This is a genomic window from Sphingomonas sp. (assembly GCF_004799495.1).
Classification (GTDB): domain Bacteria; phylum Pseudomonadota; class Alphaproteobacteria; order Sphingomonadales; family Sphingomonadaceae; genus Sphingomonas.
In genome coordinates this window covers 197,645-220,493 of record NZ_SSMY01000008.1, presented here as the reverse complement: position 1 = coordinate 220,493, position 22,849 = coordinate 197,645, and the positions used below count along the sequence as shown (strand labels likewise).

General features: G+C 67.4%; 25 protein-coding genes. 11 read left to right on the top strand and 14 right to left on the bottom strand.

What is annotated here, in order from left to right; all coding sequences use genetic code 11:
- Entirely contained in the window at positions 1-303 is a 303-nt protein-coding gene (locus E7773_RS09010; protein ID WP_293990323.1) for a hypothetical protein, read from the bottom strand.
- Positions 304-622: 319 nt separating this feature from the next.
- Here E7773_RS09010 and rpmG point away from each other — a divergent pair, with 319 nt between their 5' ends.
- Positions 623-790, top strand: a complete 168-nt coding sequence (rpmG, locus tag E7773_RS09005; protein WP_046348982.1) for a 50S ribosomal protein L33 — start codon at positions 623-625, stop codon at positions 788-790.
- 224 nt (positions 791-1,014) lie between these two features.
- On the opposite strand, the gene E7773_RS09000 is transcribed toward rpmG, so the two are convergent.
- Positions 1,015-1,377 (bottom strand): response regulator, encoded by a 363-nt coding sequence (locus tag E7773_RS09000; protein ID WP_293990780.1) that lies wholly within the window; start codon positions 1,375-1,377, stop codon positions 1,015-1,017.
- Positions 1,378-1,410: 33 nt separating this feature from the next.
- Between E7773_RS09000 and E7773_RS08995 the strand changes: the two genes are divergently transcribed.
- From E7773_RS08995 to E7773_RS08980, 4 genes are read left to right on the top strand one after another with little or no spacing between them, the layout of a single operon-like run.
- Entirely contained in the window at positions 1,411-1,680 is a 270-nt protein-coding gene (locus E7773_RS08995) for a DUF3572 family protein (RefSeq protein WP_293990322.1), read from the top strand.
- Entirely contained in the window at positions 1,677-2,321 is a 645-nt protein-coding gene (locus tag E7773_RS08990; RefSeq protein WP_293990321.1) for an HAD family hydrolase, read from the top strand. The genes E7773_RS08995 and E7773_RS08990 overlap by 4 nt, the downstream gene beginning before the upstream one ends.
- Positions 2,318-2,785, top strand: coding sequence for a RidA family protein (locus tag E7773_RS08985; protein ID WP_293990320.1), 468 nt, complete (start codon positions 2,318-2,320; stop codon positions 2,783-2,785). Before E7773_RS08990 ends, E7773_RS08985 begins: the two co-directional genes overlap by 4 nt.
- Before the next feature lie 16 nt (positions 2,786-2,801).
- The gene (locus tag E7773_RS08980; protein ID WP_293990319.1) at positions 2,802-3,941 is read left to right on the top strand and encodes a GNAT family N-acetyltransferase; all 1,140 of its coding nucleotides are present in this window, start codon (positions 2,802-2,804) and stop codon (positions 3,939-3,941) included.
- Here E7773_RS08980 and E7773_RS08975 read toward each other — a convergent pair.
- The 4 genes from E7773_RS08975 to E7773_RS08960 all read right to left on the bottom strand — a co-directional run bounded on the left by E7773_RS08975 (position 3,938) and on the right by E7773_RS08960 (position 10,269).
- Positions 3,938-5,677 (bottom strand): hypothetical protein, encoded by a 1,740-nt coding sequence (locus tag E7773_RS08975; protein WP_293990318.1) that lies wholly within the window; start codon positions 5,675-5,677, stop codon positions 3,938-3,940. The two genes, E7773_RS08980 and E7773_RS08975, sit on opposite strands and share 4 nt — an antisense overlap.
- A gap of 11 nt (positions 5,678-5,688) precedes the next feature.
- Complete coding sequence (locus E7773_RS08970) at positions 5,689-7,212, bottom strand: hypothetical protein (protein ID WP_293990317.1); 1,524 nt, start codon at positions 7,210-7,212, stop codon at positions 5,689-5,691.
- 9 nt (positions 7,213-7,221) lie between these two features.
- Positions 7,222-8,925 (bottom strand): hypothetical protein, encoded by a 1,704-nt coding sequence (locus E7773_RS08965; protein WP_293990316.1) that lies wholly within the window; start codon positions 8,923-8,925, stop codon positions 7,222-7,224.
- 123 nt (positions 8,926-9,048) lie between these two features.
- Complete coding sequence (locus E7773_RS08960; protein ID WP_293990315.1) at positions 9,049-10,269, bottom strand: argininosuccinate synthase; 1,221 nt, start codon at positions 10,267-10,269, stop codon at positions 9,049-9,051.
- Between the two features lie 140 nt (positions 10,270-10,409).
- Between E7773_RS08960 and E7773_RS08955 the strand changes: the two genes are divergently transcribed.
- A complete protein-coding gene (locus tag E7773_RS08955) occupies positions 10,410-10,724 on the top strand; it encodes a DUF1801 domain-containing protein (RefSeq protein WP_363130147.1) in 315 nt (104 codons plus the stop codon).
- Here the strand turns inward: E7773_RS08955 and E7773_RS08950 are convergent.
- From E7773_RS08950 to E7773_RS08935, 4 genes are read right to left on the bottom strand one after another with little or no spacing between them, the layout of a single operon-like run.
- Positions 10,721-11,956, bottom strand: a complete 1,236-nt coding sequence (locus E7773_RS08950) for a cyclopropane-fatty-acyl-phospholipid synthase family protein (protein ID WP_293990314.1) — start codon at positions 11,954-11,956, stop codon at positions 10,721-10,723. The genes E7773_RS08955 and E7773_RS08950 overlap by 4 nt on opposite strands.
- A gap of 56 nt (positions 11,957-12,012) precedes the next feature.
- Complete coding sequence (locus E7773_RS08945) at positions 12,013-12,771, bottom strand: molybdopterin-dependent oxidoreductase (protein WP_293990313.1); 759 nt, start codon at positions 12,769-12,771, stop codon at positions 12,013-12,015.
- Positions 12,768-13,526 carry a cytochrome b/b6 domain-containing protein gene (locus tag E7773_RS08940; protein ID WP_293990312.1) on the bottom strand — a complete coding sequence of 253 codons (759 nt, stop codon included), beginning with the start codon at positions 13,524-13,526 and terminating at the stop codon, positions 12,768-12,770. The genes E7773_RS08945 and E7773_RS08940 overlap by 4 nt, the downstream gene beginning before the upstream one ends.
- Positions 13,527-13,545: 19 nt before the next feature.
- On the bottom strand, positions 13,546-14,304 hold the full coding sequence (locus E7773_RS08935) for a sulfite exporter TauE/SafE family protein (protein WP_293990311.1): 759 nt from the start codon (positions 14,302-14,304) through the stop codon (positions 13,546-13,548).
- A gap of 105 nt (positions 14,305-14,409) precedes the next feature.
- On the opposite strand from E7773_RS08935, the gene E7773_RS08930 reads away from it, so the two are divergent.
- Positions 14,410-15,735: a family 1 glycosylhydrolase gene (locus E7773_RS08930; protein ID WP_293990310.1), complete on the top strand. Its 1,326-nt coding sequence runs from the start codon at positions 14,410-14,412 to the stop codon at positions 15,733-15,735.
- Positions 15,736-15,738: 3 nt separating this feature from the next.
- Here E7773_RS08930 and rlmN read toward each other — a convergent pair whose 3' ends face one another.
- The 4 genes from rlmN to E7773_RS08910 all read right to left on the bottom strand — a co-directional run bounded on the left by rlmN (position 15,739) and on the right by E7773_RS08910 (position 18,666).
- The gene (gene rlmN / locus E7773_RS08925; protein WP_293990309.1) at positions 15,739-16,923 is read right to left on the bottom strand and encodes a 23S rRNA (adenine(2503)-C(2))-methyltransferase RlmN; all 1,185 of its coding nucleotides are present in this window, start codon (positions 16,921-16,923) and stop codon (positions 15,739-15,741) included.
- Positions 16,924-17,007: 84 nt separating this feature from the next.
- Positions 17,008-17,520, bottom strand: coding sequence for a hypothetical protein (locus E7773_RS08920; protein WP_293990308.1), 513 nt, complete (start codon positions 17,518-17,520; stop codon positions 17,008-17,010).
- 58 nt (positions 17,521-17,578) lie between these two features.
- Positions 17,579-18,019 carry a hypothetical protein gene (locus E7773_RS08915; RefSeq protein WP_293990779.1) on the bottom strand — a complete coding sequence of 147 codons (441 nt, stop codon included), beginning with the start codon at positions 18,017-18,019 and terminating at the stop codon, positions 17,579-17,581.
- A gap of 8 nt (positions 18,020-18,027) precedes the next feature.
- Entirely contained in the window at positions 18,028-18,666 is a 639-nt protein-coding gene (locus tag E7773_RS08910; protein WP_293990307.1) for a histidine phosphatase family protein, read from the bottom strand.
- Between the two features lie 138 nt (positions 18,667-18,804).
- Between E7773_RS08910 and E7773_RS08905 the strand changes: the two genes are divergently transcribed.
- From E7773_RS08905 to recF, 4 genes are all read left to right on the top strand, one after another.
- Positions 18,805-19,464 carry an outer membrane beta-barrel protein gene (locus tag E7773_RS08905; RefSeq protein WP_293990306.1) on the top strand — a complete coding sequence of 220 codons (660 nt, stop codon included), beginning with the start codon at positions 18,805-18,807 and terminating at the stop codon, positions 19,462-19,464.
- Between the two features lie 151 nt (positions 19,465-19,615).
- A complete protein-coding gene (dnaN, locus tag E7773_RS08900; protein ID WP_293990305.1) occupies positions 19,616-20,728 on the top strand; it encodes a DNA polymerase III subunit beta in 1,113 nt (370 codons plus the stop codon).
- A 205-nt stretch (positions 20,729-20,933) separates the two neighbouring features.
- Positions 20,934-21,725: a Coq4 family protein gene (locus E7773_RS08895; RefSeq protein WP_293990304.1), complete on the top strand. Its 792-nt coding sequence runs from the start codon at positions 20,934-20,936 to the stop codon at positions 21,723-21,725.
- Between the two features lie 26 nt (positions 21,726-21,751).
- Positions 21,752-22,813 (top strand): DNA replication/repair protein RecF, encoded by a 1,062-nt coding sequence (gene recF / locus E7773_RS08890; protein ID WP_293990303.1) that lies wholly within the window; start codon positions 21,752-21,754, stop codon positions 22,811-22,813.
- Positions 22,814-22,849 lie beyond the last annotated feature (36 nt).

Below are 22,849 nucleotides of genomic sequence, written 5' to 3'. Positions count from 1 at the left end.
TCAGCCGGCGAGCCGCACCGCGCCCGCCGCGAGATACACGCTCGTGCAATCGGCGTCGCTGCGCCCGCAGCCGACCGCTTCGCCGAGCATCGCGATCCAGCCGTTGATGACCACCCCGCGTTCGCCGCGCGCCAGCGCCGCTTCGATCGCGCGCGCTACGGCGACGACGGGCAAGCGCCCCTCGGCCTGCGCGATGCCGCGGATCGCGTCGACCGCGCCCGCCAGGTCGGCCGGCCGGGCACGCTCCGCCATCACATTGAGCTTCGCGCACGCCGCCGCGAGATCGTGTTCCTGAACCCCCATCGCCCGAACTCCTGTTGGGAATGGTGGAGCCTGCGCCCCGAACGGTAAACGAAGCGTTAAGGGCATTTCGCGTCGGGACGATGACGCCGCGGCAGGTGGCTTGTCTGGTCGCCTCTCGGCGACGGGCGGTGCGGGCCCACGCCCCCACCCGGCCGCCCACAAGGTATCCTGGAATGGGCGGCCGGGTGGGGGCGTGGGCCGGCACCGCCGTCAAGCGCCTCGCGCTTGACAAATATGGCTCGCTCCGCCATTGGCCCGCCCCTGACAAGCGGCGGCGCGTTTCCGCCGCTTTTGCATTTCAATTTACAGGAATTGGGTCATGGCAAAGCCGACCACCGTCAAGATCAAGCTCGTCAGCTCGGCCGACACCGGCTTCTTCTACGTCACGAAGAAGAACCCGCGCACGCAGACCGAGAAGCTGTCGTTCCGCAAGTACGATCCCGTCGCGCGCAAGCACGTCGAGTTCAAGGAAGCCAAAATTAAGTAACGTAGCGGGCGGCCGTCAGGCTGCCGTCACGTCATCTCGGCGAAAGCGTGATTTCGGGCCGCAGGGGCAACCCTCGCGGCCTTTTCCTTTTCCCCTCTCCCGCCGGGAGAGGGGCAAGTCGCGAAGCGACGCGGGATGAGGGCAGGGTCGAAAGCGTTTCGACCGGCCCTCATCCTTCCGCCGCGCTTCGCGCGTCTCCTTCCCTCTCCCGACGGGAGAGGGAATTAGAGCAGCGCGCTGACCTCCCCTACGAATCGCGCGACCGAAATCGGTTTCGACACATAGGCATCGGCCCCCGCCGCGCGAATGCGGTCCTCGTCCTCACGCCCCGCATAGGCGGTCACCGCCATGATCGGCGTCGCCTGCAATTCGGCGTCCCGCTTGATCTGCTCGATCAGCTCGAGCCCGCTAACGTGCGGCAACTGGATGTCCATCACGATCAGGTCCGGCGCGAACGCTCGCGCCTTCTCCACCGCCTCGCGCCCGTCGCGGACCGGCTCGGTCGCGAAGTCGTGGGCGCGCAACAGGTCGCAAAACAGCTTCAGGTTGAGCTCGTTGTCCTCGACAACCAGCACGCGCTTTGCCACGGGGAGTTCGTTCTCCATGTCCCCACGATAGCGATGCCCGCGCCAGACACCAGCCACGATCCCGCCCTCCTCGCGCTCCAGGCCCTCGCCTGGACGCTGGCCGAGCCCGCGCGCGCGGCGCGGTTGCTCGACGTGACCGGGCTGACCCCGGCCGAGCTCAAGGTGTCGGCAAGCGACCCCGCGACCCTGTCGGCGGTGTTCGGCTTTCTGGAGAACCACGAGCCCGACCTCGTCGCCTGCGCCGCAGGGCTGGGCGTTAGGCCGGAGGCGCTGGTCGCAGCACACCGGAGTCTCGACGCATGACTCGCCCGCTCCTGATCTGCGATTGCGACGAGGTGCTGCTCCACATGGTGCGGCACTTCGGCGTGTGGCTGCGCGAGCGGCACGACGTGAGCTTCGCGCCGGACGGCGGCGATTTCGCCAATTCGATGACTCGCGCCGACGGCTCGCCGGTCGAGCGCGAGGCGATGTGGGGGATGCTCAACGAGTTCTTCCCCGCCGAAATGGAGCGGCAGACTCTCGTGCCCGGCGCGGCCGAGGCGCTCGCCGCGTTGAGCGAAACCGCCGACATCGTCATCCTCACCAACCTCGGCGATCATTGCCGTGACCATCGCATCGCACAGCTCGCCAAGCATGGTATCAACCACCGCGTCGAAACCAATCAGGGGGGCAAGGGCGGCCCCGTCGCGGCGCTCGTCGCCGAATATGGCGACCCGGTCACGGTGTTCGTCGACGATCTGGCGCATCACCACGAATCGGTGGCGCGCCATGCGCCCGAGGTGCATCGCCTCCAGCTGATCGCCGAGCCGGCGATGGCGCCAACTGTCCCGCCGGCGCCGTTCGCACATGCGCGGATCGACGATTGGGCGGATGCGCGCGACTGGATCATCCAGCGGTTTTCCGCCAAGGGACCCGCCGAAAACGTACAGGGAGTATCCGCATGACCGACCGTATCGACCGCAAGCTCGAGGAAATGGGCTTGAGCCTGCCCACCGCCGCCGCGCCCGTGGCATCGTACGTCCCCACGGTCGACGCCGGCGGGCTGCTCCACGTTTCCGGACAATTGCCGTTCCGCGACGGCAAGGTCGTGACCGGGCGGCTGGGCGACGACGTCGACAAGGTCGCGGGGCAGGAAGCCGCCGAACTGTGCGGGCTGATGCTGGTCGCGCAGATCAAGGCGGCGCTGGGCGGCGACCTCAGCCGGGTCGAGCGAATCGTGAAGCTCGGCGTGTTCGTCAATTCGGCTCCCGATTTCACCGACCAGCCCGAAGTCGCCAACGGCGCGTCGAACCTGATGGAAGCGTTGTTCGGCGATGCGGGGAAGCACGCCCGCAGTGCGGTCGGCGTCGCCGCGCTGCCGCGTGGCGCGGCGGTCGAGGTCGATGCGGTGGTGAAGCTTTCCGCCTGACCCTATCTAGGGTCCAGTGACTTCCGGCCCGATCACCGCCCGCATCGCCGACGGCGTCGCCGGACTTGCAGCCGCCGATTGGGATGCGTGCGCGGGTCGCGACAATCCGTTCGTCGGCCACGCCTTCCTGTCGATCCTCGAGGAATCGGGGAGCGTCGGGCGCGGCACGGGGTGGCAGCCGCTGCCGGTGATCGTCGACGGCGCCGACGGCCGCCCCGGCGCGGTTGCCCCGGCCTATGCCAAGAGCCACAGCCAGGGCGAATATGTCTTCGACCACGCCTGGGCCGATGCGTGGGAGCGCGCCGGGGGCAATTATTATCCCAAGTTGCAGGTGGCAGCGCCGTTCACTCCCGCGCCCGGGCCTCGCTTGCTGTTACGCGACCTCGAACTCGCCCCCGCGCTGATCGGCGCGCTGGAGGCGGTGGCCGACCAGAACGGCCTGTCGTCGGCGCACGCGACCTTCATCGCGCCCGACCAGGTGCCGCTATTCGAGGCAGCGGGCTGGCTGATCCGCACGGGCACGCAATTCCACTGGCACAATGACGATTATGCGTCCTTCGACGATTTCCTCAGCCGCCTGTCCAGCCGCAAGCGCAAGGCGATTCGGCACGAGCGCGCGAAGGCGGTCGAAGGCCTGACGATCCGCCACCTGACCGGCGCCGATCTGACCGAGGCGGCGTGGGACGCGTTCTGGATATTCTACCAGGACACCGGCAGCCGGAAGTGGGGCCATCCGTACCTGACGCGCGCGTTCTTCTCGCTGCTCGGCGAGCGGATGGCGGACCAGACGCTCCTGATCCTCGCGGAACGTGACGGCCGTCCGATCGCGGGCGCGCTCAACCTGATCGGCGCCGACACGCTCTATGGCCGCTACTGGGGCTGCACCGAGGACGTCCCGTTCCTCCATTTTGAGCTGTGCTATTACCAGGCGATCGACGCCGCGATCATGCGCGGGCTGGCGACGGTCGAGGCGGGCGCGCAGGGCGAGCACAAGCTCGCGCGCGGTTACGTGCCCGTCCCGACCTGGTCGGCGCATTACATCCCCGACCGCAATTTCCGCCGCGCGATCGCCGACTTCCTCGCGCGCGAGGCGCTGGGGGTGGAAAACGACCAGCACTATCTGAGCGCGCTGACGCCGTTCAAACGCGGCGGCTAGCATTTTGGTCCGCTCAAGCGGACGCACGGCGCCGGCCGCGGGAAGTCGGTGCGCTTGGCCGGCGGAGCGACGTCGACATGCTCGACCTTGTACAGAACGCTGGTGCCGTTGCGCCAGATCGGGGTCAGGTCGCTCGTATATTTGAGGTGATAGGGCGGCGGGTTGATCAGCCAGACATAATCGAACGCGGCGCGCGGGAAGAACGCCAGACTGCGGTCGATCGGCCGCCACAGCTCTCCCGGGCATTGCGAGCTGGTGACGATCTGCGACGGGTCGTGCGCGAAGCCGAGCGCAGGCTGGTATCTGGTCGTCAGCAACTGCGCGCCGGCCATCGACCATTGGTCGTTGGTGTACGCCCAGCGCCGTTCGAGCGCGAGCGCGGGCATGTGCTCCATCCGGTTCATCGTCCAGTTGCGGTTGCAATTGTCGACGCCGACGAAGGTCACCAGCCGCGCGCCCACGGGCACATGGTCGAGCGCCGTCAGTTCACGGTCGTAGCGGTGGTCGAACATCACATAGCTGATCGTCGTCCCCGCGGTGCGCACCAGCACGAACGCAAGCCCGAGTGCCGCGAACCGCGCCATCGTCCGCCGCCGCCGCGTCGCAAGCAGATGCTGGAGACGGTCCTCGCTCAACTCGGGATGGCGCAGCGCGAGGTCCCTCGTATCGCCGGGCAAGGGGCGCGGGCGGACCGAGATCAGCGCGATCGCCACCATGAACGGCGCCAGCCGCATGTCGGCATAAGCCGACCCGAACACGATCCGCGGCAGGAACACGAACACCGCGACCAGGAACAGCGTCGACAGCCCCAGGTTGCGCGAATATTCGATGTTCCGGTCGCGGAACGTCTTGTACAGAATGAGCGCGATCAGCGCGGTCGATCCAATGTCGAACGCCATCCAGCGGTCGCGCAGGATCATCGTCATCCAGGCGAACTTGGCGCGCCAGTTGAAGAAATCGGTGGTCTGGCCCGTCACGTGCTGCCCGCTGCGCCACGCGATCATCATCACCATCGGCAGCGCGAGCGGCAGGCAGTGGATGCCGGCGCGGACCCAGGCCACCGCCCAGCGCTTGATACCTGCGCTGGTCACCGGGTTGAAACGGTGCTCGTTCGTCTGCTTGGCGCGGTCGTGCTCGCGCACCATTTCCGCCGAGAACGCCAGCACGCCGAGCACGCCCCAGCCGAACGTGTGGCAGACCCACAACGCGCACGACAGGGGGACGAACAGGATGGCGCGCTGGCGGAACTTGCCGAGCCGCCCCATCCGCAGCCACAAGGCGAACAGCGGCAACGCCAGCGCCATCGACAGCATGAAATTGACGAACCCGAACTGCAGCGGGAAGCAATAGGCGAGCGGCAGCGCGAACAGCGCGGTGGCCGGAATCCGTCCGTGCACTTCGCGCGCGATCCACAGCAAGCCGATCACGATCAGCGCTGGAATCGCCATGACGATCAGCTTGACCGTCAGTTCCAGCCCTAGCACCGGCGCGAAAATCTCGACGAGAATGTCGATCCCGAGGTTACCGATCAGCTGCCAGTGGAAATCGTACCAGTCGGTCAGCCAGCGATAGGTGTGGAGGTCGAGCTGGACGCGGTAACGCCCCATATGACCGGGCAAGTCGACCAGCGGCGGAATATTGGGCCACAGCAGCGGCACCATCGCGAGCAACGCCATCGCCACGACGAACCGGCGGGTCTGCCACCATTCGAGGTCGGTCGCGCGGGGGGTCGCCATGGGCAATGTCCTTAGCGGCTGGGGCGCAGTGGCGACAAGGCCACGCGATACAGCGCCGATCGTCCGTTCGACCAGATGGGAGTCAGGTCGGCGGCCTTCGCGCGGCCCGGCGGGAAGCCGATCGTCCAGACATAGCCGAACGTATCGCGGTCGAACCGCGCGATCGCGGTGTCGAAATCGGTCTGCGCATAGGGCTCACCTGCCGGGTAGACCATTTGCGACGGATCGCGGTCGAGGGGTGTGGCGGACGCGTGGCGCGGGGCGATCAATTGCTGCCCCGAAATCGCCCATTGCTCGTTGGTGAAGGCGCGGGCGCGCGCCAGCGCGATCCCGGCGAGATGCCCCAGCCGCGGATTGTCCCAGTCGGCGGTCGACGGCTCATCGACCAGCGACAGCACCGCCGCGCCTTGCGGAATATGCGCCACCGCCGCCAACTCGCTCGCTTGCCCTTGCGCGAACAGGACAAAGGCGAGGGTGGAGCTTGCTATCCGCATCCCGAAAAACCCCGCGCCCAGCACCGCGAGCCGTCGCGCGACCTCGCCATCCGCACGGATCGCGAGCAGCCCCAAGGCAACCGCATAAGGCAATATCCGCATATCGACATAGGCGCCGCCTGCGAACAGGCGCGGGGTCAGCACGAACGCCGCCAACCCGAGCAACGCCGGCACCCCGAGCAACGGCTCGAACCGCATCCGGGGCGAACGGATCGCGGTCCACAGCACCAGCGCCAGCGCGATCACGCCCGCGACGTCGTACACTTTCCATCGCTCGCGCAGCAGCGACGCGACCCATTGCGCCTTGGCGGCCAAGTCGAACCAGTCGCCGGTATCGCCCGCCATCGCCACGCCGCCGGTCATCGCCAGCAATTGCGGCCAAGCCATCGGTGCGCACGCGAGGCCCGCGAATATGATGCGCCGCCAACCCGTCTCGCCACGCCGTCCGCGGATCACCCACTCGGCGCCGAGCACGAGCAGCCCGAGCATCGCCCAGCCGAAGCTGTGGCACACCCACACCAGCCCCGCGATCGGCACGAACGCGACGATCCGCACCCAATCAGGCCGCGTCCGCGCTAGGCGGATCCACAGTGCCAGCCCGCCCATCGCGAGTGCTGCGGCAAGCGCGAAATTGACGAAGCCGAGCTGGAACGGCAGCGCATAGGCGAGCGGCAGGGCGAACCCGGCGCTCGCCGGCACGCGACCCTGCGCCTCGCGCCCCAGCCACAGCATCGCCGCGACCGCCAGCGCCGGGATAAGCGCGACGATCAGGTGCGTCGCCGGCTCGACGTCGAGCAACGGGTGCAGCGCGAGCACCAGTCCCTCGACCCCGAGGTTGCCGATCAGCGCCCAGTGCACCGCATAATGCTGCGCGAGCGGTCCCGTCCCGGCTTCGGCGAGGAGGCGATAGGCGCCGATATGTCCCGGCACATCGGTCAGCGGCGGGATCGCGGGGTAGAGCAAAGGTACGACGGCCAGCGCGATCGCCGCGAGGACGATCCGCCGCCGCTGCCACCATTCGACCGGTTCGCCCCCTTGCATTGGCGGTGGCTAGGGCTTCGGCGGAGTCCCCGCAACCATCGCGAAAATCTGCGCGCCCGACGGAACGCGTGCGATCGGTCGCAACCAGGACGGCGCTTGCCCCGCGTCTAGCTGCCGAGCGAACGGCACGGCGATGCCGGGGAAGCCGTCGCACGCCACGACATAGGTCACGCGCCACGCTTGCGCGATGTCACGCGCCGCGTCGGGCGTGCCGCGATAGAAAGCGTACATCGCCAGATCGCCCGCGCCGTCGCGGTGATACGCGCCGGCGATGAGTTGTTGCCGCGTCGAGGCGATCGCCACGCCGCCGGTGTCGATCGGCGCCATCGCGCGGCCCGCCGGCAAGGTGCCAAGCGCGGCGATCAGATCAGGCGCGGTGCAGCTGGCGCCAGGCGCTTCGCGCTTGGTCGGGATCATCGCCGCCGCCGCGAGCGGATAGAGCATCCCGGCCGACGCCAGCCACGCCCCGGCCAGCGGCAAGGCGCCCGCCTTGCGCGCCGCGACGATCAATGCCGCCAGCGCTGGCGCCGCGAAGATCGCCCCGGCATAGGCGCCACGCACCTGCATCACCGTCACCGCCAGCGCGCCCAGCTGCAACGCGAGCAACACGATCCAGTCGCGTGATCGCGTCCGCCACGCCTGCCAGGCGCCCGCCACGATCCCCGCCAGCGTCAGCCCGGCATAGCCGATCGCCACCGCCAGCGGCGCCGCGAACAGCGGCTGCGCCTCACCCACGCGAGTTAGCCACAGCGAACGGAGCAGGGGATCGACTCCGCCATAAGGCGACAGACATTGCGGCGTGCTGATCGCGAGCGTCGCGCCGAGCGCCAGCGTGCTCGCTACGCCCAGCGCCAGCCGCACCCGCGCCGACGAATCCCACCCGGCGAGCGCAAGCCCGATCGGCGCGAACGACGCGACCATCACGGCGCGCGCGGAAATCGCGGTGAAGCCGTCGCACGCGGCATAATTCCAGGCGGTGGTGCGGAACACGATGCTCGCCGCCAGCGTCACGGCGCACAGCGCGATGCCGAACCCCATCAGCCGGTCGCGCGCGGGACGTCCGCCGGTCACCCAGTCGATCGCGACGACCAGCCCGATAATCCCGAGCAGCGGCACGGTTTCCATGCCGACGACGATGCTGAGACTCGTCGCGACCCCGGCGATCAGCCCCGCCATCATCGACCCCGGCCGCACCAGCATCAGCGTCGCGACGAGCGCGAGCACGATCTGGAGATTGTGGTGGTCGATCCGCCCGGGCACGAACAGGGTGCTGGCAGGGTAGGCGACCGCGGCGACGATCATCGCCGGCCGGGCGATCTCCGCGCCGCCGACCGCGCGCGCGATCCGCCCGGTCAGCGCGGTCGCCGCGGCAAGCAGCATCGCGGGCCAGGTAATCACCGCGACGATCTCCGCAGCATGCCGTCCGATCATGCCCTCGAGCGACCAGATGATCGCGCCCGGGACCAGATCGGCGAGCCGCGACCAGTGCATCGCGACGCCCTCGGCGCCGAGGCGATATTGCGTGAGATCGGAAAATGCCTGCCCGCCGAGCCAGTCGCGGATCTGCTGTAACCGCATCATGTCGTCGGCGTCGGGGAGCCGCAGTGCGGCGAGGTTGCCCCAGTCACGCGCCGCCCACGCCGCCGTCAGCGTGACCGCCAACAGCGTCGCCACCAGCGCGTCGATCCACGCCGAGCGGTCGCTCCGTTCCATCGCCCCCGCGTAGCGCGGCGATGGTTAAGGGCGGGTAAGACCAACCCGTCATCCCAGCGAAAGCTGGGATCTCAGGCGATGGCGCGATCCTGCATGAGACCCCAGCCTTCGCTGGGGTGACGGCTATTGACGGTCGCGCCGTCCCAACAAACGGAGCCGGAGCGCGTTGAGTTTGATGAACCCCGCCGCGTCGCGCTGGTCGTACGCGCCCTGATCGTCCTCGAACGTCACGACCTTCTCGCTGTAGAGCGAGAACGGCGACTTGCGCCCGACTACGTACACGCCGCCCTTGTAGAGCTTGAGCCGGACGGTGCCCGTCACCTTTTCCTGGCTGTGGTCGATCGCCGCCTGGAGCATCTCGCGCTCGGGCGAGAACCAGAAGCCGTTATAGACCAGCTCGGCGTAGCGCGGCGCGAGCTCGTCCTTGAGGTGCGCGGCGCCGCGGTCGAGCGTCAATTGCTCGATCCCACGATGCGCCAAGTGATAGATCGTGCCGCCTGGTGTCTCGTACATGCCGCGCGACTTCATGCCCACGAAGCGGTTCTCGACGAGGTCGAGCCGGCCGATCCCATGCGTCTTGCCGAGGTCGTTGAGCCGCGCGAGCAGCGTCGCGGGCGACATCCCCTCGCCGTTCAGCGCAACGCCATCGCCGCGCTCGAAATCGATCGTGATGATCTCGGGCGTATCGGGCGCGTCCTCGGGATTGTTGGTGCGCGAATAGACGTAGTCGGGGACTTCCTCCCACGGATCCTCGAGCACTTTGCCCTCGCTCGAGGTGTGCAGCAGGTTCGCGTCGGTCGAGAACGGCGCTTCGCCGCGCTTGTCCTTGGCGACCGGGATCTGGTGGGCTTCGGCAAACTCGATCAGCTTCGTGCGGCTGGTCAAATCCCATTCGCGCCACGGCGCGATCACCTTGATGTCGGGGGCAAGCGCGTAATAGCCGAGCTCGAAACGGACCTGGTCGTTGCCCTTGCCGGTCGCGCCGTGGCTCACCGCATCGGCATCGACCAGCTTGGCGATCTCGATCTGGCGCTTGGCGATCAGCGGCCGCGCGATCGAGGTGCCGAGCAGGTACAGTCCCTCGTACAGCGCATTGGCGCGCATCATCGGGAAGACGTAATCCTTGACGAATTCCTCGCGCAGATCGTCGATGAAGATGTGCTCGGGCTTGACGCCGGCATCTTCCGCCTTCTTGCGCGCGGGCTCGAGCTCCTCGCCCTGGCCGAGATCGGCGGTGAAGGTCACGACCTCGCAATTGTAGGTCTGCTGAAGCCACTTCAGGATCACGGAGGTGTCCAGCCCGCCCGAATAGGCGAGCACGACTCTGTTGATGTTTTCGCTCATGGCGCGGCGCATTAAGATGACGGGGGGCACTTCGCAACCGAGTCGGTCCGGGAGAGGGAATATGGCCGAGAACAAGACCAAGGCGACCGCGCTCAGCGTCGACGACTATCTTGCCGACGTCGACGAGAACCGCCGCGCCGATGCCCAGGCGTTGTGCGCCGCCATGGCGCGGATCACCGGCGAGCCCGCGACGATGTGGGGCCCGTCGATCGTCGGGTTCGGGGTCAACCGCTACAAAATACGAGAGCGGACGCGAGGGCGAGATCTGCAAGATCGGGTTCAGCCCGCGCAAGGCCGCGCTCACGCTGTACGGCATGGGGATCGAGCGCAACGCGGCGATCGTCGCTCGGCTCGGCAAGCACAGCACCGGCAAGGGCTGTCTCTATATCAAGAAGCTGGCCGATGTGGACGTGGGCGTGCTCGACGAGCTGATCGCCGCCGCCTGGGCGGGCTAGGGCTTCGCCCGCAACCGGCGCTCCTCCTCCGCCATGTAATCGCGCGTGATCGGCAACGCGGTGCGGTCGCGCGCGAACTGGATCTGATAATTGACCAGGATGCCGTTGAGGAAACTGACGTAGAAGGACGCGAGGTACCACGTCCACATGCGATAGAATCGCTCGTCGTACATCGCGACGATCGCGTCGCGATTGGCGACCACGCGGTCGTACCAATGCTTGAGCGTATAGGCGTAATGCAGCCGCAATTGCTCGATGTCGGTCGTGAACCAGCGCAACGTCTCGCTCGCGGTCAGGATTTCGGACAACGCCGGCGTGTAGCCGCCGGGGAAGATATATTTGTCGGTGAACTTGTCGGTGATGCCCGGCGCACCGGCGCGGCCGATCGTGTGGAGAAGCAGCACGCCGTCCTGCGGCAGCAGGTCGAAGCACTTTTTGAGAAACGTCCGGTAATTCTCGCGGCCGACATGTTCGAACATGCCGACCGACACGATGCGGTCGAAGGTGCCGGTCACCTCGCGATAGTCGATCAACTCGAACTTCACCTTGTCCGCGACGCCGGCCGCCGCGGCGCGGTCGCGCGCGACCTTGATCTGCTCTTCCGACAGCGTGACGCCGAGCACGTCCGCCCCGGTCTTCTGGTGAAGGTAGAGCGCCATCCCGCCCCAGCCGCAGCCGATATCGAGCACGCGCATGCCCGGCCGAATCGCGAGCTTGGCCGCGATATGCGCCTTCTTGTCGTCCTGCGCCTGCTCGAGGCTCTCGTTGGCGGGGTCGAGGAAATAGGCGCAGCTATATTGCCGGTCGGCATCGAGGAAGAGGTCGTAGAGCGCGTTGCCGATGTCGTAATGGTGCGCGACATTGTGCTTGGACCGGCGGATCGAATTGTACCGCCCCAGCTTGAACCGCGCGACCGCGAGCATCCGCCCGAACCAGTTCGAATCGAGCCCGGTCGATCCTTCTTCCCAGCGATTGTTGTCGGTGAAGAGCACGAGCAGATCGATCAGCGTGCCGCGTTCGACCAGCATCCGTCCGGCCATGAACATCTCGGCCGCGCCGACGCCGGGATCGCGCACCAGCGCCCGGATCGCGCCTTTGTCGGTAAAACGCAGCCCGACATGGCCGAGCCTCGCGTCGGGCGTCCCGAACGTCCGCTGGGTGCCGTCGGGATAGGTGATCGTCACTTCGCCACGCTTGATCGCGCGCGAGAGGAAAAGGTCGAACAGAGCCATGGCCCCCGGCTGCTACCGTGCGAATAAGGCGATGAAAAGGTTGATCCTGCGGCCGGTCAGATGCCCGCGTACCAATCGTAGCCGACCGCATCCTCCCAATAACCGCCCTGACCCGCCCCGACGCCGGCGAGGCTGGCGAGCGCATCGACTCGCATCACATATTTGGCGTGCTTGTACCCCAATTGGCGCTCGACCCTGAGCCGCACCGGCGCGCCGTGGCCGACCGACAGACGCTGGTCGTTCATCGCCCAGGCGAGGATCGTCTGCGGGTGGAAGGCATCCACCATGTCGATCGATTCGTAATACGGCGCGCCATGGTAGAGGTCGGCGCAGGTGAACACGATGAAGCGGGCGGTGGAGCGCACCCCCGCCGCCTTGAGCACGGCGCCGAGCATCGGCCCCTGCCACTTGCCGATCGCGCTCCACCCCTCGACGCAATCGTGCCGCGTGATCTGCGCGCGCTGCGGCATCGCGCCGAGATCGGCGACGCTCAGGCTCAGCGGGCGCGTCACCAGCCCGCCGACCTGCACCCGCCAGTCGGCGAAGCGCGCCGCGACATGCGCGGCATAGTCGGGCGTTCCGGGATCGTGCGTGCCGTTGACGCGGAACACCGGCGACATCTGGTCGTGGCGGAATTCGGGGGCGAGCGCGCCGCGCTCGCTGAGCGCGCGTTGCAAGCCCTGGTTGATCTTGTCGCCCGAGAACAGGATCTTGCGGAATTGCGGCTGGGTGCCGAGCCGGTCGCAACCCGACAGCAGCAGCCCGGCGCCCGCCGCGCTGCCCATCACCAACCCGCGTCTGGTGATCAGCGTCATTCGGCCGGCTCCGCTTCGACGACCGGGGCTTCGGGCAATTTCCACCGCCCGGTGATCATCGACATCACTTCGCCGACCGGCCCGGCCAGGATCACCAGCGTGAGGTGGATGACGATGAAACCGACCAGCCCCGCCGCGGCGATGAAATGTACCGACCGCGCCGACTGCCGTCCGCCGAAGATATCGAGCAGCCATGGCCACGCCGCGTCCATCGCCGGCGACATCGCGAGCCCGGTCAGGATCATCAGCGGGATCAGCACGAAGATCGTGATGACATAGGACAGCTTTTGCAGCGTGTTGTACGCCGCCGGGTCGTCGTGGTTGTGGAAGTCGAACTTCGCGTGCGCGACCGCGTCGGCGATCAGGTGCTTCGGCGCGACTTCCTTGGCGCGCACGCGCAGGTCGCGCTGGAAATGGCGGTTGAGCAAACTGGCGATCATGAAGAACAGCAGCCCGAACCCCAGCACGAGCGCGAAGGTCAAATGCCAACGCCGCGCCAGCGCGAGGTTGTAGTTCGACGGGATCGTCAGCCACGCGGGCCAGTGCGGCGTGTCGAGCCACGGCCGGTCGAAATTGGCGCCGTATTTGCCCCAATAGAGGTGTGGGTGCGCGTTGAGAATCGTCAGCCCGCTACCGATCATCACGAAGATCGTCACCGCGTTGACCCAGTGCCAGAGGCGAGTCGCGAGGGTGTGACGATAGACCGTCGTCGGCGCGGTCAGCAGCGGATCGGGCAGCGGCTCGGACTCGTCCATCGCGTGATCCTATCGCATTCTATCCGTAAGCCCGCGCGAAAAAGACGATCGTGGTCGCGCCCGTCACCAGTAACGTCCAGATGCGCACCGCGGATGCGGGCAGCTTCTTGCCCACATGCGCCCCCGCCCAGCCGCCGATCACTGCACCGCCAAGCATCGGCAGACAGGCCCACCAGCGCACCATCCCGGCGATCACGAACACGATCGCCGCCGCTAGATTGGCGACCGCGAGCATCAACGTGCGCGGCGCGAACAATTCGCGTGGGCTGTGCCCGGCGAGCAGGCCGTAGGTCGCGGTGGTCATCAGCCCGACTCCGCCGCCGAAATAGCCGCCATAGATGCCGAGCAGCATCTGCGCGGTCAGCAACGTCTGGCGGCCGATCGTAACGCGCTCGTGCAGCCACGCCGCCGCGCGTTTGCCGAACGCCAGCACGACGAATGCGTAGAGCACCAGCCACGGAATGATGAAATCGAACGCGCGGCTCGGCGTGAGCACCAGCAGCACGCTCCCCGCCAAGCCGCCGATGAAGGTGATCGCCGCCAGCGTCCGGATCGACACCCCGCTGAGCGGCGCCAACTCGTCGCGAAACGCCCAGGCGCTCGTCCCCGCGCCAGGGAGCAACGCCACGTTCGAGGTGGCATTGGCGGTATTGGCCGGTAGCCCGAGCGCGAGCAGCGACGGCAAGGTCGCGAACGTCCCACCCCCCGCCAGCGCATTCATCGCGCCGCCGACGAAGCCAGCGGCGACGGCGAGCAAACCAGTCGTCAGCGATATCACGCGCACCCCATCGCGCGGGGCGCGGCAAGTGTCGAGTTATTGCGTGCGCCGTCGTACGATCTTAGGCTCATTCACCAGCCAGTGAGCAGCAACGGGAGGAGCCGGATGGCGCGGATCAAGAGCAAGGGCCCGTCGCGGCGCGAGGTCGTGGCAGGCGCGACGGCAGCGAGCATGGCAAGCGCGCTTGCCGGTCCCGCACTCGGCGCATCGCGCGCAAGCTATCCGGCCGGCTTCCTGTGGGGCACCGCGATTTCCGCGCATCAGAGCGAGGGCAACAACACCAACAGCGACGCCTGGCTGATGGAGAACCTCAAGCCGAGCATCTTCAAGGACCGGTCGGGCGACGCGTGCGACAGCTATCACCGGTACGCCGAGGACATCCAACTGGCGGCGAGCCTTGGGTTCAATTGCTATCGCCTCGGCATCGAATGGGCGCGGATCGAGCCCAACGAGGGGCATTTTTCCAACGCCGAGCTCGATCATTACGCCAAGGTACTCGAAACGTGTAGGACGCACGGATTGCGGCCGATGGTGACGTTCAACCATTTCACCACGCCGCTCTGGTTCGCGATGCGCGGCGGGTTCGAGATGGCGGATTCGCCGGGATTGTTCGCACGCTATTGCGGCACGGCGGCCGAGCATCTGGGCGGGCTAATGGACCGCGCGACCACGTTCAACGAAGCCAATATCGGGCTGCTCGTGAACGTCATGCCGCAACTGGCCAAGGGCATGGCGGTCGCCAAGGCCTCGCTCGCGGTCGCGGCGAAGGCGACCAATTCGCCCCGTTTCTCGCGGCTCGCCTATGCCGATCCGGCGATCGCGACGCCGTTGCTGCAGGAGGCGCATCGCCAGGGTTATGCCGCGATCAAGGCGGCACGACCCGCGCTGCCGGTCGGGGTGACGCTGACGACGCAGGACGTTCAGTCGGTCGGCCCGGCGTCGCTCGCTGACGAGTACCGCCATCGGCTCTACGGCGATTGGGTCGATGTCGCGCGGAGCCATGCAGATTTCATCGGCATCCAGACCTATACGCGGATCCTGGTCGGCCCGAACGGACCGGTCGCGCCGCCGGCGGGGGCGGAAATGACCGCGGCGGGCTACGAATTCTATCCGCCTGCGCTCGCCAATACGATTCGCTGGGCGCACGCCGCGATCGGCAAGCCGATCTACGTCACCGAAAGCGGCATCGCGACCGACGACGATACGCGCCGCATCGCGTTCATCGATCAGGCGCTGCAGGGACTGCGCGCGTGTATCGACGAAGGTATCCCGGTCCACAGCTACCTCTATTGGTCGCTGCTCGACAATTTTGAATGGGGTGCCGGGTATGGCGTCCATTTCGGGCTAACGGCGGTGGATTTGAAGACCTTCAAACGCACGCCGAAACCCAGCGCTTTTCATTTGGGCGCGATCGCCCGGGCCAACCGCTGACGCCTAGCCGAGAGCGGCGAGCTTCTCTTCGGCCTGCCGGTCGAGCTCCGCGCGGCTCTTCTTCTCGCTCGCGGTCTTCAACTGGCCGCACGCCGCATCGATGTCGCGCCCGCGCGGGGTACGGACCGGCGCGGAAATGCCGGCCTCGAACACGATGTTCGAGAAGGCGCGGACGCGCTCGGGCGTCGACGTGTCGTACGGTGCGCCGGGCCAGGGGTTGAACGGGATCAGATTGACCTTGGCGGGCAGCTTGTACTTCTTGATCAGCCGGACGAGCTCGCGCGCATCCTCGTCGCTGTCGTTCTTGTCCTTGAGCATCACATATTCGAACGTGATGCGCCGTGCGTTGTTGGCGCCGGGATAATCGGCGCACGCCTGGAGCAGTTCCTCGATCCCGTATTTGCGGTTCAAGGGCACGATCTCGTCGCGGATGTCCTTCGTCACCGCGTGGAGCGACACCGCGAGGTTGACCCCGATCTCCTCGCCCGCGCGCGCCATCATCGGGACGACGCCGCTGGTCGACAGCGTGATCCGCCGCTTCGACAGCGCGAGGCCGTCGCCGTCCATCACCAGTTTAAGCGCATCGCGGACATTGTCGAAATTATACAGCGGCTCGCCCATCCCCATCATCACGATGTTGGTCAGCATCCGCCCCTCGGGCTGGCTCGGCCATTCGCCCAAGCTGTCGCGCGCGAGCATCACTTGCCCGACGATCTCCGCCGGGGTCAGGTTGCGCACCAGCCGCATCGTGCCCGTATGGCAGAAGCGGCAATTGAGCGTGCACCCGACCTGGCTCGACACGCACAAGGTCCCGCGATCGGCGTCCGGGATGAACACCATCTCGTAATCCTGCGCGTCGGGCGAGCGGAGCAGCCATTTGCGCGTGCCGTCGGTCGAGACCTGCTGCTCGATCACCTCCGGCCGGCTGATCACGAAGCGATTGGCGAGCCACGGCTGCATCGTCTTCGATATGTCGGTCATCAGCGAAAAGTCGGTGACGCCGCGATTGTAGATCCAGTGGAACAGCTGTTTCGCGCGCAGCTTGGCCTGTTTGGGCTCGAGCTGCGACGTTTCGAGCGCGAGCCGCAGATCGTCCTTCGACAGCCCGAGCAAGTCGATCCGCCCGTCGGCGCGCGGCACCGCGGCGCGCGGGACGGGCACGGGATCGATGTGCCCGGGGATGGGCATAGGTTCGATTTGTCCCTGACGGGACGGGGGGGCCGCCGACGCTGTCTGCATGGCGGCGCACATAGGCGAAAAGCGCGGACTTTTCTAGGTGGCGGCGTGCTTCCGGTAGGTGAACTCGTATCCCGGCTTCCACGTCTTGCCCTCGTCGGTCGAGAATTCGCCGCGTTGCGTAACGCTGCCGTCGGGATTGGGCTTCACCGTCATGCGGTTGGTGACCGGGCCGTTCCTGGACAGCAGCACCATCGCGCCGCCGGTGATGCCGCCGGTCAGCATCGCCGCCGCGCCGCCGTTGTCGGTGTAGAACTGTCGCCAGCCTTTATCCGCGGGAACGTAGCTGCTGATCGAGCGGCCGTGATAGTCGACGGGCTTGCCGCCGGGGCCGACATCCTGGTCGAACGTCTCGCTGATCGCGCAGCCGACGATCTTTTCGATCCGGCTGTGCGCGACCTTGGTCGTCCCGGCATAGACGTCCCAGTAGCCGACCCAGAAATCGAACGCGCGGTGATCGGCGTCGGTGCAATCGACCTTGGGCGGGGCGGACGGCGGCGCAGCGGCAGTGGTTTGCGCGGCAAGCAACAGCAAGGCGAGCAGGGACATCGCGGCCTCCCAAGGCAGTGTGTCAGGATGCTGACACACGCCGCGCCGCGCCGCAAGCCTAGCGCCGGCAGGCGAGCGCCGCGGCGTCGATCGCGGTGGCGGCGCCCGACAGCGCATAGGTGTCTGCGAAGGGCGAGCCGCCCCGATCCAGGCCCTCGACGCTCATCGACCGGCCTGAGCGCATTGCCGCGACGATCGCGGTATCGGTGCGCGCGTCAGGCGCCCAAGCATCCTGGTCGCCCGCGATAAGGTCGAACCGCCGCTCGCCGATCGACAGCGTCACGCGCGCGTTGCCGGCGCGGGGGCGGCTCAGGCGGACGTGAAGCTGGCTGCGGATGTTCTGGCCGGGCCAGTTGGAAATGCTGGCATAGCCGGCGCGCTGCGCGGGATCGACCGGCTGGGCGATCGCGAAGCAGCGGCGCGGGCTGGCGTCGCTGAACGCGCCCCAGCCGCCGAACACGCCCACCGTGTCGCGCGGCGCGGCAAGCAAGGCGAGCATCAACAGGCTCACACCACCTCCCCGCCGCCGCCGAGATGGACGATCGTCTCCACCCCGGCCTCGATCATCACCAGCGACCCTTGCGGCAAATGCCCCGCCGCGGGCGCGCCGAAGCGCTCGACCACCGGCGCGCCGGTCATCACCCCGCGCAGCACGCGGCTGGAGATGCCATGCATGATGACCAGCCGGTCGCCCGGATCGTCATTCGTATCGGCGAGCCAGCCCGACACACGCTCGGCGATCTGGTGATACAGCTCGCCGTCCGGGGCCGACAGCAACAAGCCGCTCGGCCGGTCGACCACGTCGCCGACCTCGGCGATCACGTCGGCGTAATAGCGCCCGCCCCAACTCCCCATGCCGATTTCGACCAGCCGCGGATCGGTCTTCGCCTGGTGCCAGTCGAGCCCGACATGCTCCGCCATCACCGCGAGCGTCTGGAGCGCGCGGCCCGTAGGGGAGGCCCACAACGTCAGCGCCGGCTTGTCGCCCAGCGCGTGACGCAGCGCTTCGCCCATCTCGTCCGCCTGCGCGAACCCCGCGCGAGTCAGCGGCGTGTGCGCGGCCTCGCCCTGCAAACGGCCCGCCGCGTTGAACACCGTTTCGCCATGACGGGCGATGAAATCGCGGCCTCGCCGCCTGGTTCGCATGATCGCTCGTTTCAACCCCCTGTGGCGCGAAAGCAACGGATTTCCGCGTTTATCTGGGGTTCATGCAACCTCCGCCGACCCCTGTGCGCTTGGCGGCTCCCACTCGACGATCCCGGGTGGGCGATCATGGAGTTGATTATGCGTACTATCGTTCTCGCCGCCGCCAGTCTCACCACGCTGGCCCTCGCCACCCCAGCCTTCGCGCAGGACGCGCCCGACAAAACGTTCGACGGGCCGCGCGCCGGCGTCATCCTCGGCTATGACCGGATGCAGCCCGGCCAGGTGCCCAATTCGAACATCGACGACAGCAACTCCGCGAGCGGCCTGACCTATGGCGGCGATCTGGGCTATGACGTCCAGAGCGGGCGCTGGGTGTTCGGCGCCGAGGGCGAAGTGACCGGGTCGACCGCCAAGGTGACCAACAACCCGTCCGCCGCCGGCGCGCTCGGTTACGGCCGGATGAAGGCGGGCCGCGACCTCTACGCCGGCGTCCGCGTCGGCTATGCGGTGGCGCCGCGCACCCTGCTCTACGCCAAGGGCGGCTACAGCAACCAGCGCCTCGACCTGGTCGCGTCGAACGGCACGACCGAGACCGGCCAGCACTTCAACCTTGACGGCTGGCGCGCCGGCGCGGGACTCGAACAGTCGCTCGGCGGCAAGGCCTATGCGAAGCTCGAATACCGCTATTCGAACTACGACAAGGCGCGGCTCGAATATCCCAACGGCGCCAACACCAACAACTTTTCGGTCGACACCGACCGGCACCAGATCGTCGCCGGGCTGGGTATTCGTTTCTAACCCGCTACATCGCGGCGAAAGCTGTGGGAAACCGGGGTCGGAGCGCTTGCTCCGGCCCCTTTTCTCGTTAAGGAAAGGAGACGGCTAATCGCCCCCGGATTCTCTCATGTCTGGCGGGACGTAAATGGGCGCCGGCCCTGGGGGTTAGGACATGAAGGCGACGATCGAACGTGCAACGCTCCTCAAGGGGCTGAGCCATGTCCAGTCGGTGGTCGAGCGCCGCAACACGATCCCGATCCTGTCGAACGTGCTGATCGACGCGACCGCCGACGGCCAGCTCAAGCTGATGGCGACCGATCTCGACCTGCAGATCAACGAAAGCGTCGCCGCCACGGTCGAGACGCCGGGCGCGACCACCGTGTCGGCGCACACTTTGTTCGACATCGCCCGCAAGCTGCCCGAGGGCAGCCAGGTGTCGCTGTCGGCGGCCGAGGGCAAGATGACGATCGTCGCGGGCCGCGCGCGATTCCAGCTCGGCACGCTGCCGCGCGACGATTTCCCGGTGATCGCCGAGGGCGAATTGCCGACGCAGTTCGAGCTCCCCGCCGAGACGCTCAAGCAGATCATCGACAAGACTCGCTTCGCGATCTCGACCGAGGAAACGCGCTATTACCTCAACGGCATCTTCTGGCACGTCGCCGACGACGGCCAGCCGGTGCTCAAGGCCGCGGCGACCGACGGCCACCGCCTCGCCCGCGTCACTTTGCCGCGCCCCGACGGCGCCGAGGGGATGCCCGACATCATTATCCCGCGCAAATGCGTCGCCGAACTGCGCAAGCTGCTCGACGAAATCGACGGGTCGGTCGGCGTGTCGCTGTCGGCGTCCAAGATCCGCTTCGATATGGGACAGGCGCTGCTCACCTCGAAGCTGATCGACGGGACCTTCCCCGACTACAGCCGCGTCATTCCGACCGGCAACGACAAGATCCTCAAGATCGACCCGCGCAGCTTCGAGGAAGGCGTCGACCGAGTCTCGACGATCGCCACCGAAAAGACCCGCGCGGTGAAGATGGCGCTCGACCGCGACAAGATCACGTTGTCGGTGACCAGCCCGGAAAACGGCACCGCGGCGGAAGAAGTCCCCGGCGACTATGCCGCGACCGGGTTCGAGATCGGCTTCAACAGCCGCTACCTGCTCGACATTCTCGGCCAGATCGAGGGCGATTCGGTCGAGGTGCATCTGGCCGACGCCAGCGCCCCGACGCTGATCCGCGAAAACGACAAGTCGCCCGCGCTCTACGTGCTGATGCCGATGCGAGTCTGAGCGAGGCGAACAAGCGCGCTTGGTCGCCGGTGCGCAACGCGCACGCGAAAGACCGGCCGGCGCGGCACTAGCCGCGGCCGACGACGCGGAATTTACTTCCGCGTCACCTCTCATCGCTAAACGCCTATCTACCCTCGATTTTCGACAGCTTGACACGCGCGCCCAAATCTCTTACTAACATCATTGTCAGTAAGGAATCAGACCGATGGCCGCAAAGCTTCCCCCGTTCCCTGGCATGACCGGGCGCCGCGACTGGAAAACCGCGTTCGACGCGATTCGCAAGCTGCTCGCGAACGGCGACGACACGACGCAGGTGTTTCGCATCATGCGGGCCTTGAACGTGGGCAACGCGCCGATGAACTACGCCAGGTTCATCGCGACCGCCGAGGGCGGCCGGATGGCGTACGAGCGCCACGAGCTCGCCGAGATTTTCTCGCAGCCGGGCTATGCCAAGCAATTCGCGCCCGGCACGGTCGGCGCGGCTTACAACCACTTCCTCGAATCGACCGGCTATTCGGCAGACGGCCTCGCCGAGGTGTCGAATATCAACCAGGAAGAGATGATGCTCCATCCCTATGCCTGGTTCGGGCGGCGGGTACGCGACACGCACGACATCTGGCACGTGCTGACCGGGTACAAGGCCGACGAGAGCCTGGGCGAAGCGGCGCTGGTCGCGTTCAGCTACGCGCAGGTTGGCGGGCTCGGCTGGGCGTTCATCGCTGCCGCAGCCGCGCTCAAGAGCCGCAAGGTCACGGGCGGCAACCTGTTCATCAAGGCGGTGTGGGAAGGGTACAAGCGCGGGCGCAAGGCCAAGTGGATTTCGGGCGAGCATTACGAGCAGCTGCTGCACGAACCGCTCGACCAGGCGCGCCAGCGGCTCAACCTGGGCGAGCCAGTCGCGTACCTCAAGGCGCAGCGCGAGCTGGGCGGTCTGGCGTCGTACATGAGCGCGCCGAAGCCCGCCGTGACCGCCGAGCCCGAGAAGCTCGCGGCGTAGGATCAACTCCGCTAGGGACAGGCGCGATGCTGTCGCGCCTCGTCCTCACGAACTTTCGCAACTATGACGAAGCCGTGCTCCATCCGGGGCGCGGCTTTGTCGTGCTGACCGGCGACAACGGCGCGGGGAAGACCAATGTGCTGGAAGCCGTGTCGCTGCTCGCGCCGGGGCGGGGGCTGCGGCGCGCGGCCTTGTCCGACATGTCGCGGCAGGGCGGCCCCGGCGGGTTCGGGGTCGCGGCGACGCTCGACGGCGACAGCGAAATCGGTACAGGCACGCAACCGGCCGCGCCCGATCGCCGCATCGTCCGGGTCAACGGCGCGCCCGCCGCCGCGACCGCGCTCGCCGAATGGCTGACCGTGCTGTGGCTGACCCCGGCGATGGATAGGCTGTTCGTCGAGCCCGCGGGCGAGCGGCGGCGCTTCCTCGACCGGCTGACGCTGGCGCTCCGCCCCGATCATGCCGGGCATGCCAACCGCTACGAGGCCGCGATGCGCGCGCGCAACCGATTGCTGGCGGATGAGGGGACACCCGACGCCACGTGGCTGACCGCGCTCGAGACGCAAATGGCTGAGCATGGCGCCGCGATCGACGCCGGCCGGCGCGAGACCGTCGCGATGCTGGCGGAGCGGCTGGCCGATCAGCCCGCGGGGCCGTTCGCGCGAGCTGGACTGGCGCTGGAAGGGTGGGATGGGGCGGCGACGCTTGCGACCGATCTGGCGCAAGGCCGCCGCCGCGACGCCGCCGCTGGGCGGACACTGGCTGGCCCGCACCGCACCGATTTGGCCGTCACGCACCTCGACAAGGATCAGCCCGCTGCGCTCTGCTCGACCGGCGAGCAAAAGGCGTTGCTGCTGGGGCTCGTCCTCGCGCATGCCGAATTGGTCGCCGAGCGCACCGGACGTGCGCCGGTGCTGCTACTCGACGAGGTCGCCGCGCATCTCGATCCGGTGCGCCGTTCGGCGCTATTCGACCGTCTCGCCGCGACGGGTGGGCAGGTGTGGATGACGGGCACCGAACGCGCGCCGTTCGACGGAATCGCGGACGCGACGTGGCTAGCGGTCAGCGAAGGGAAGATCACCGGATGACGCGCCCATTTCGCTTCCGTTTCGTGCCCCCCATGC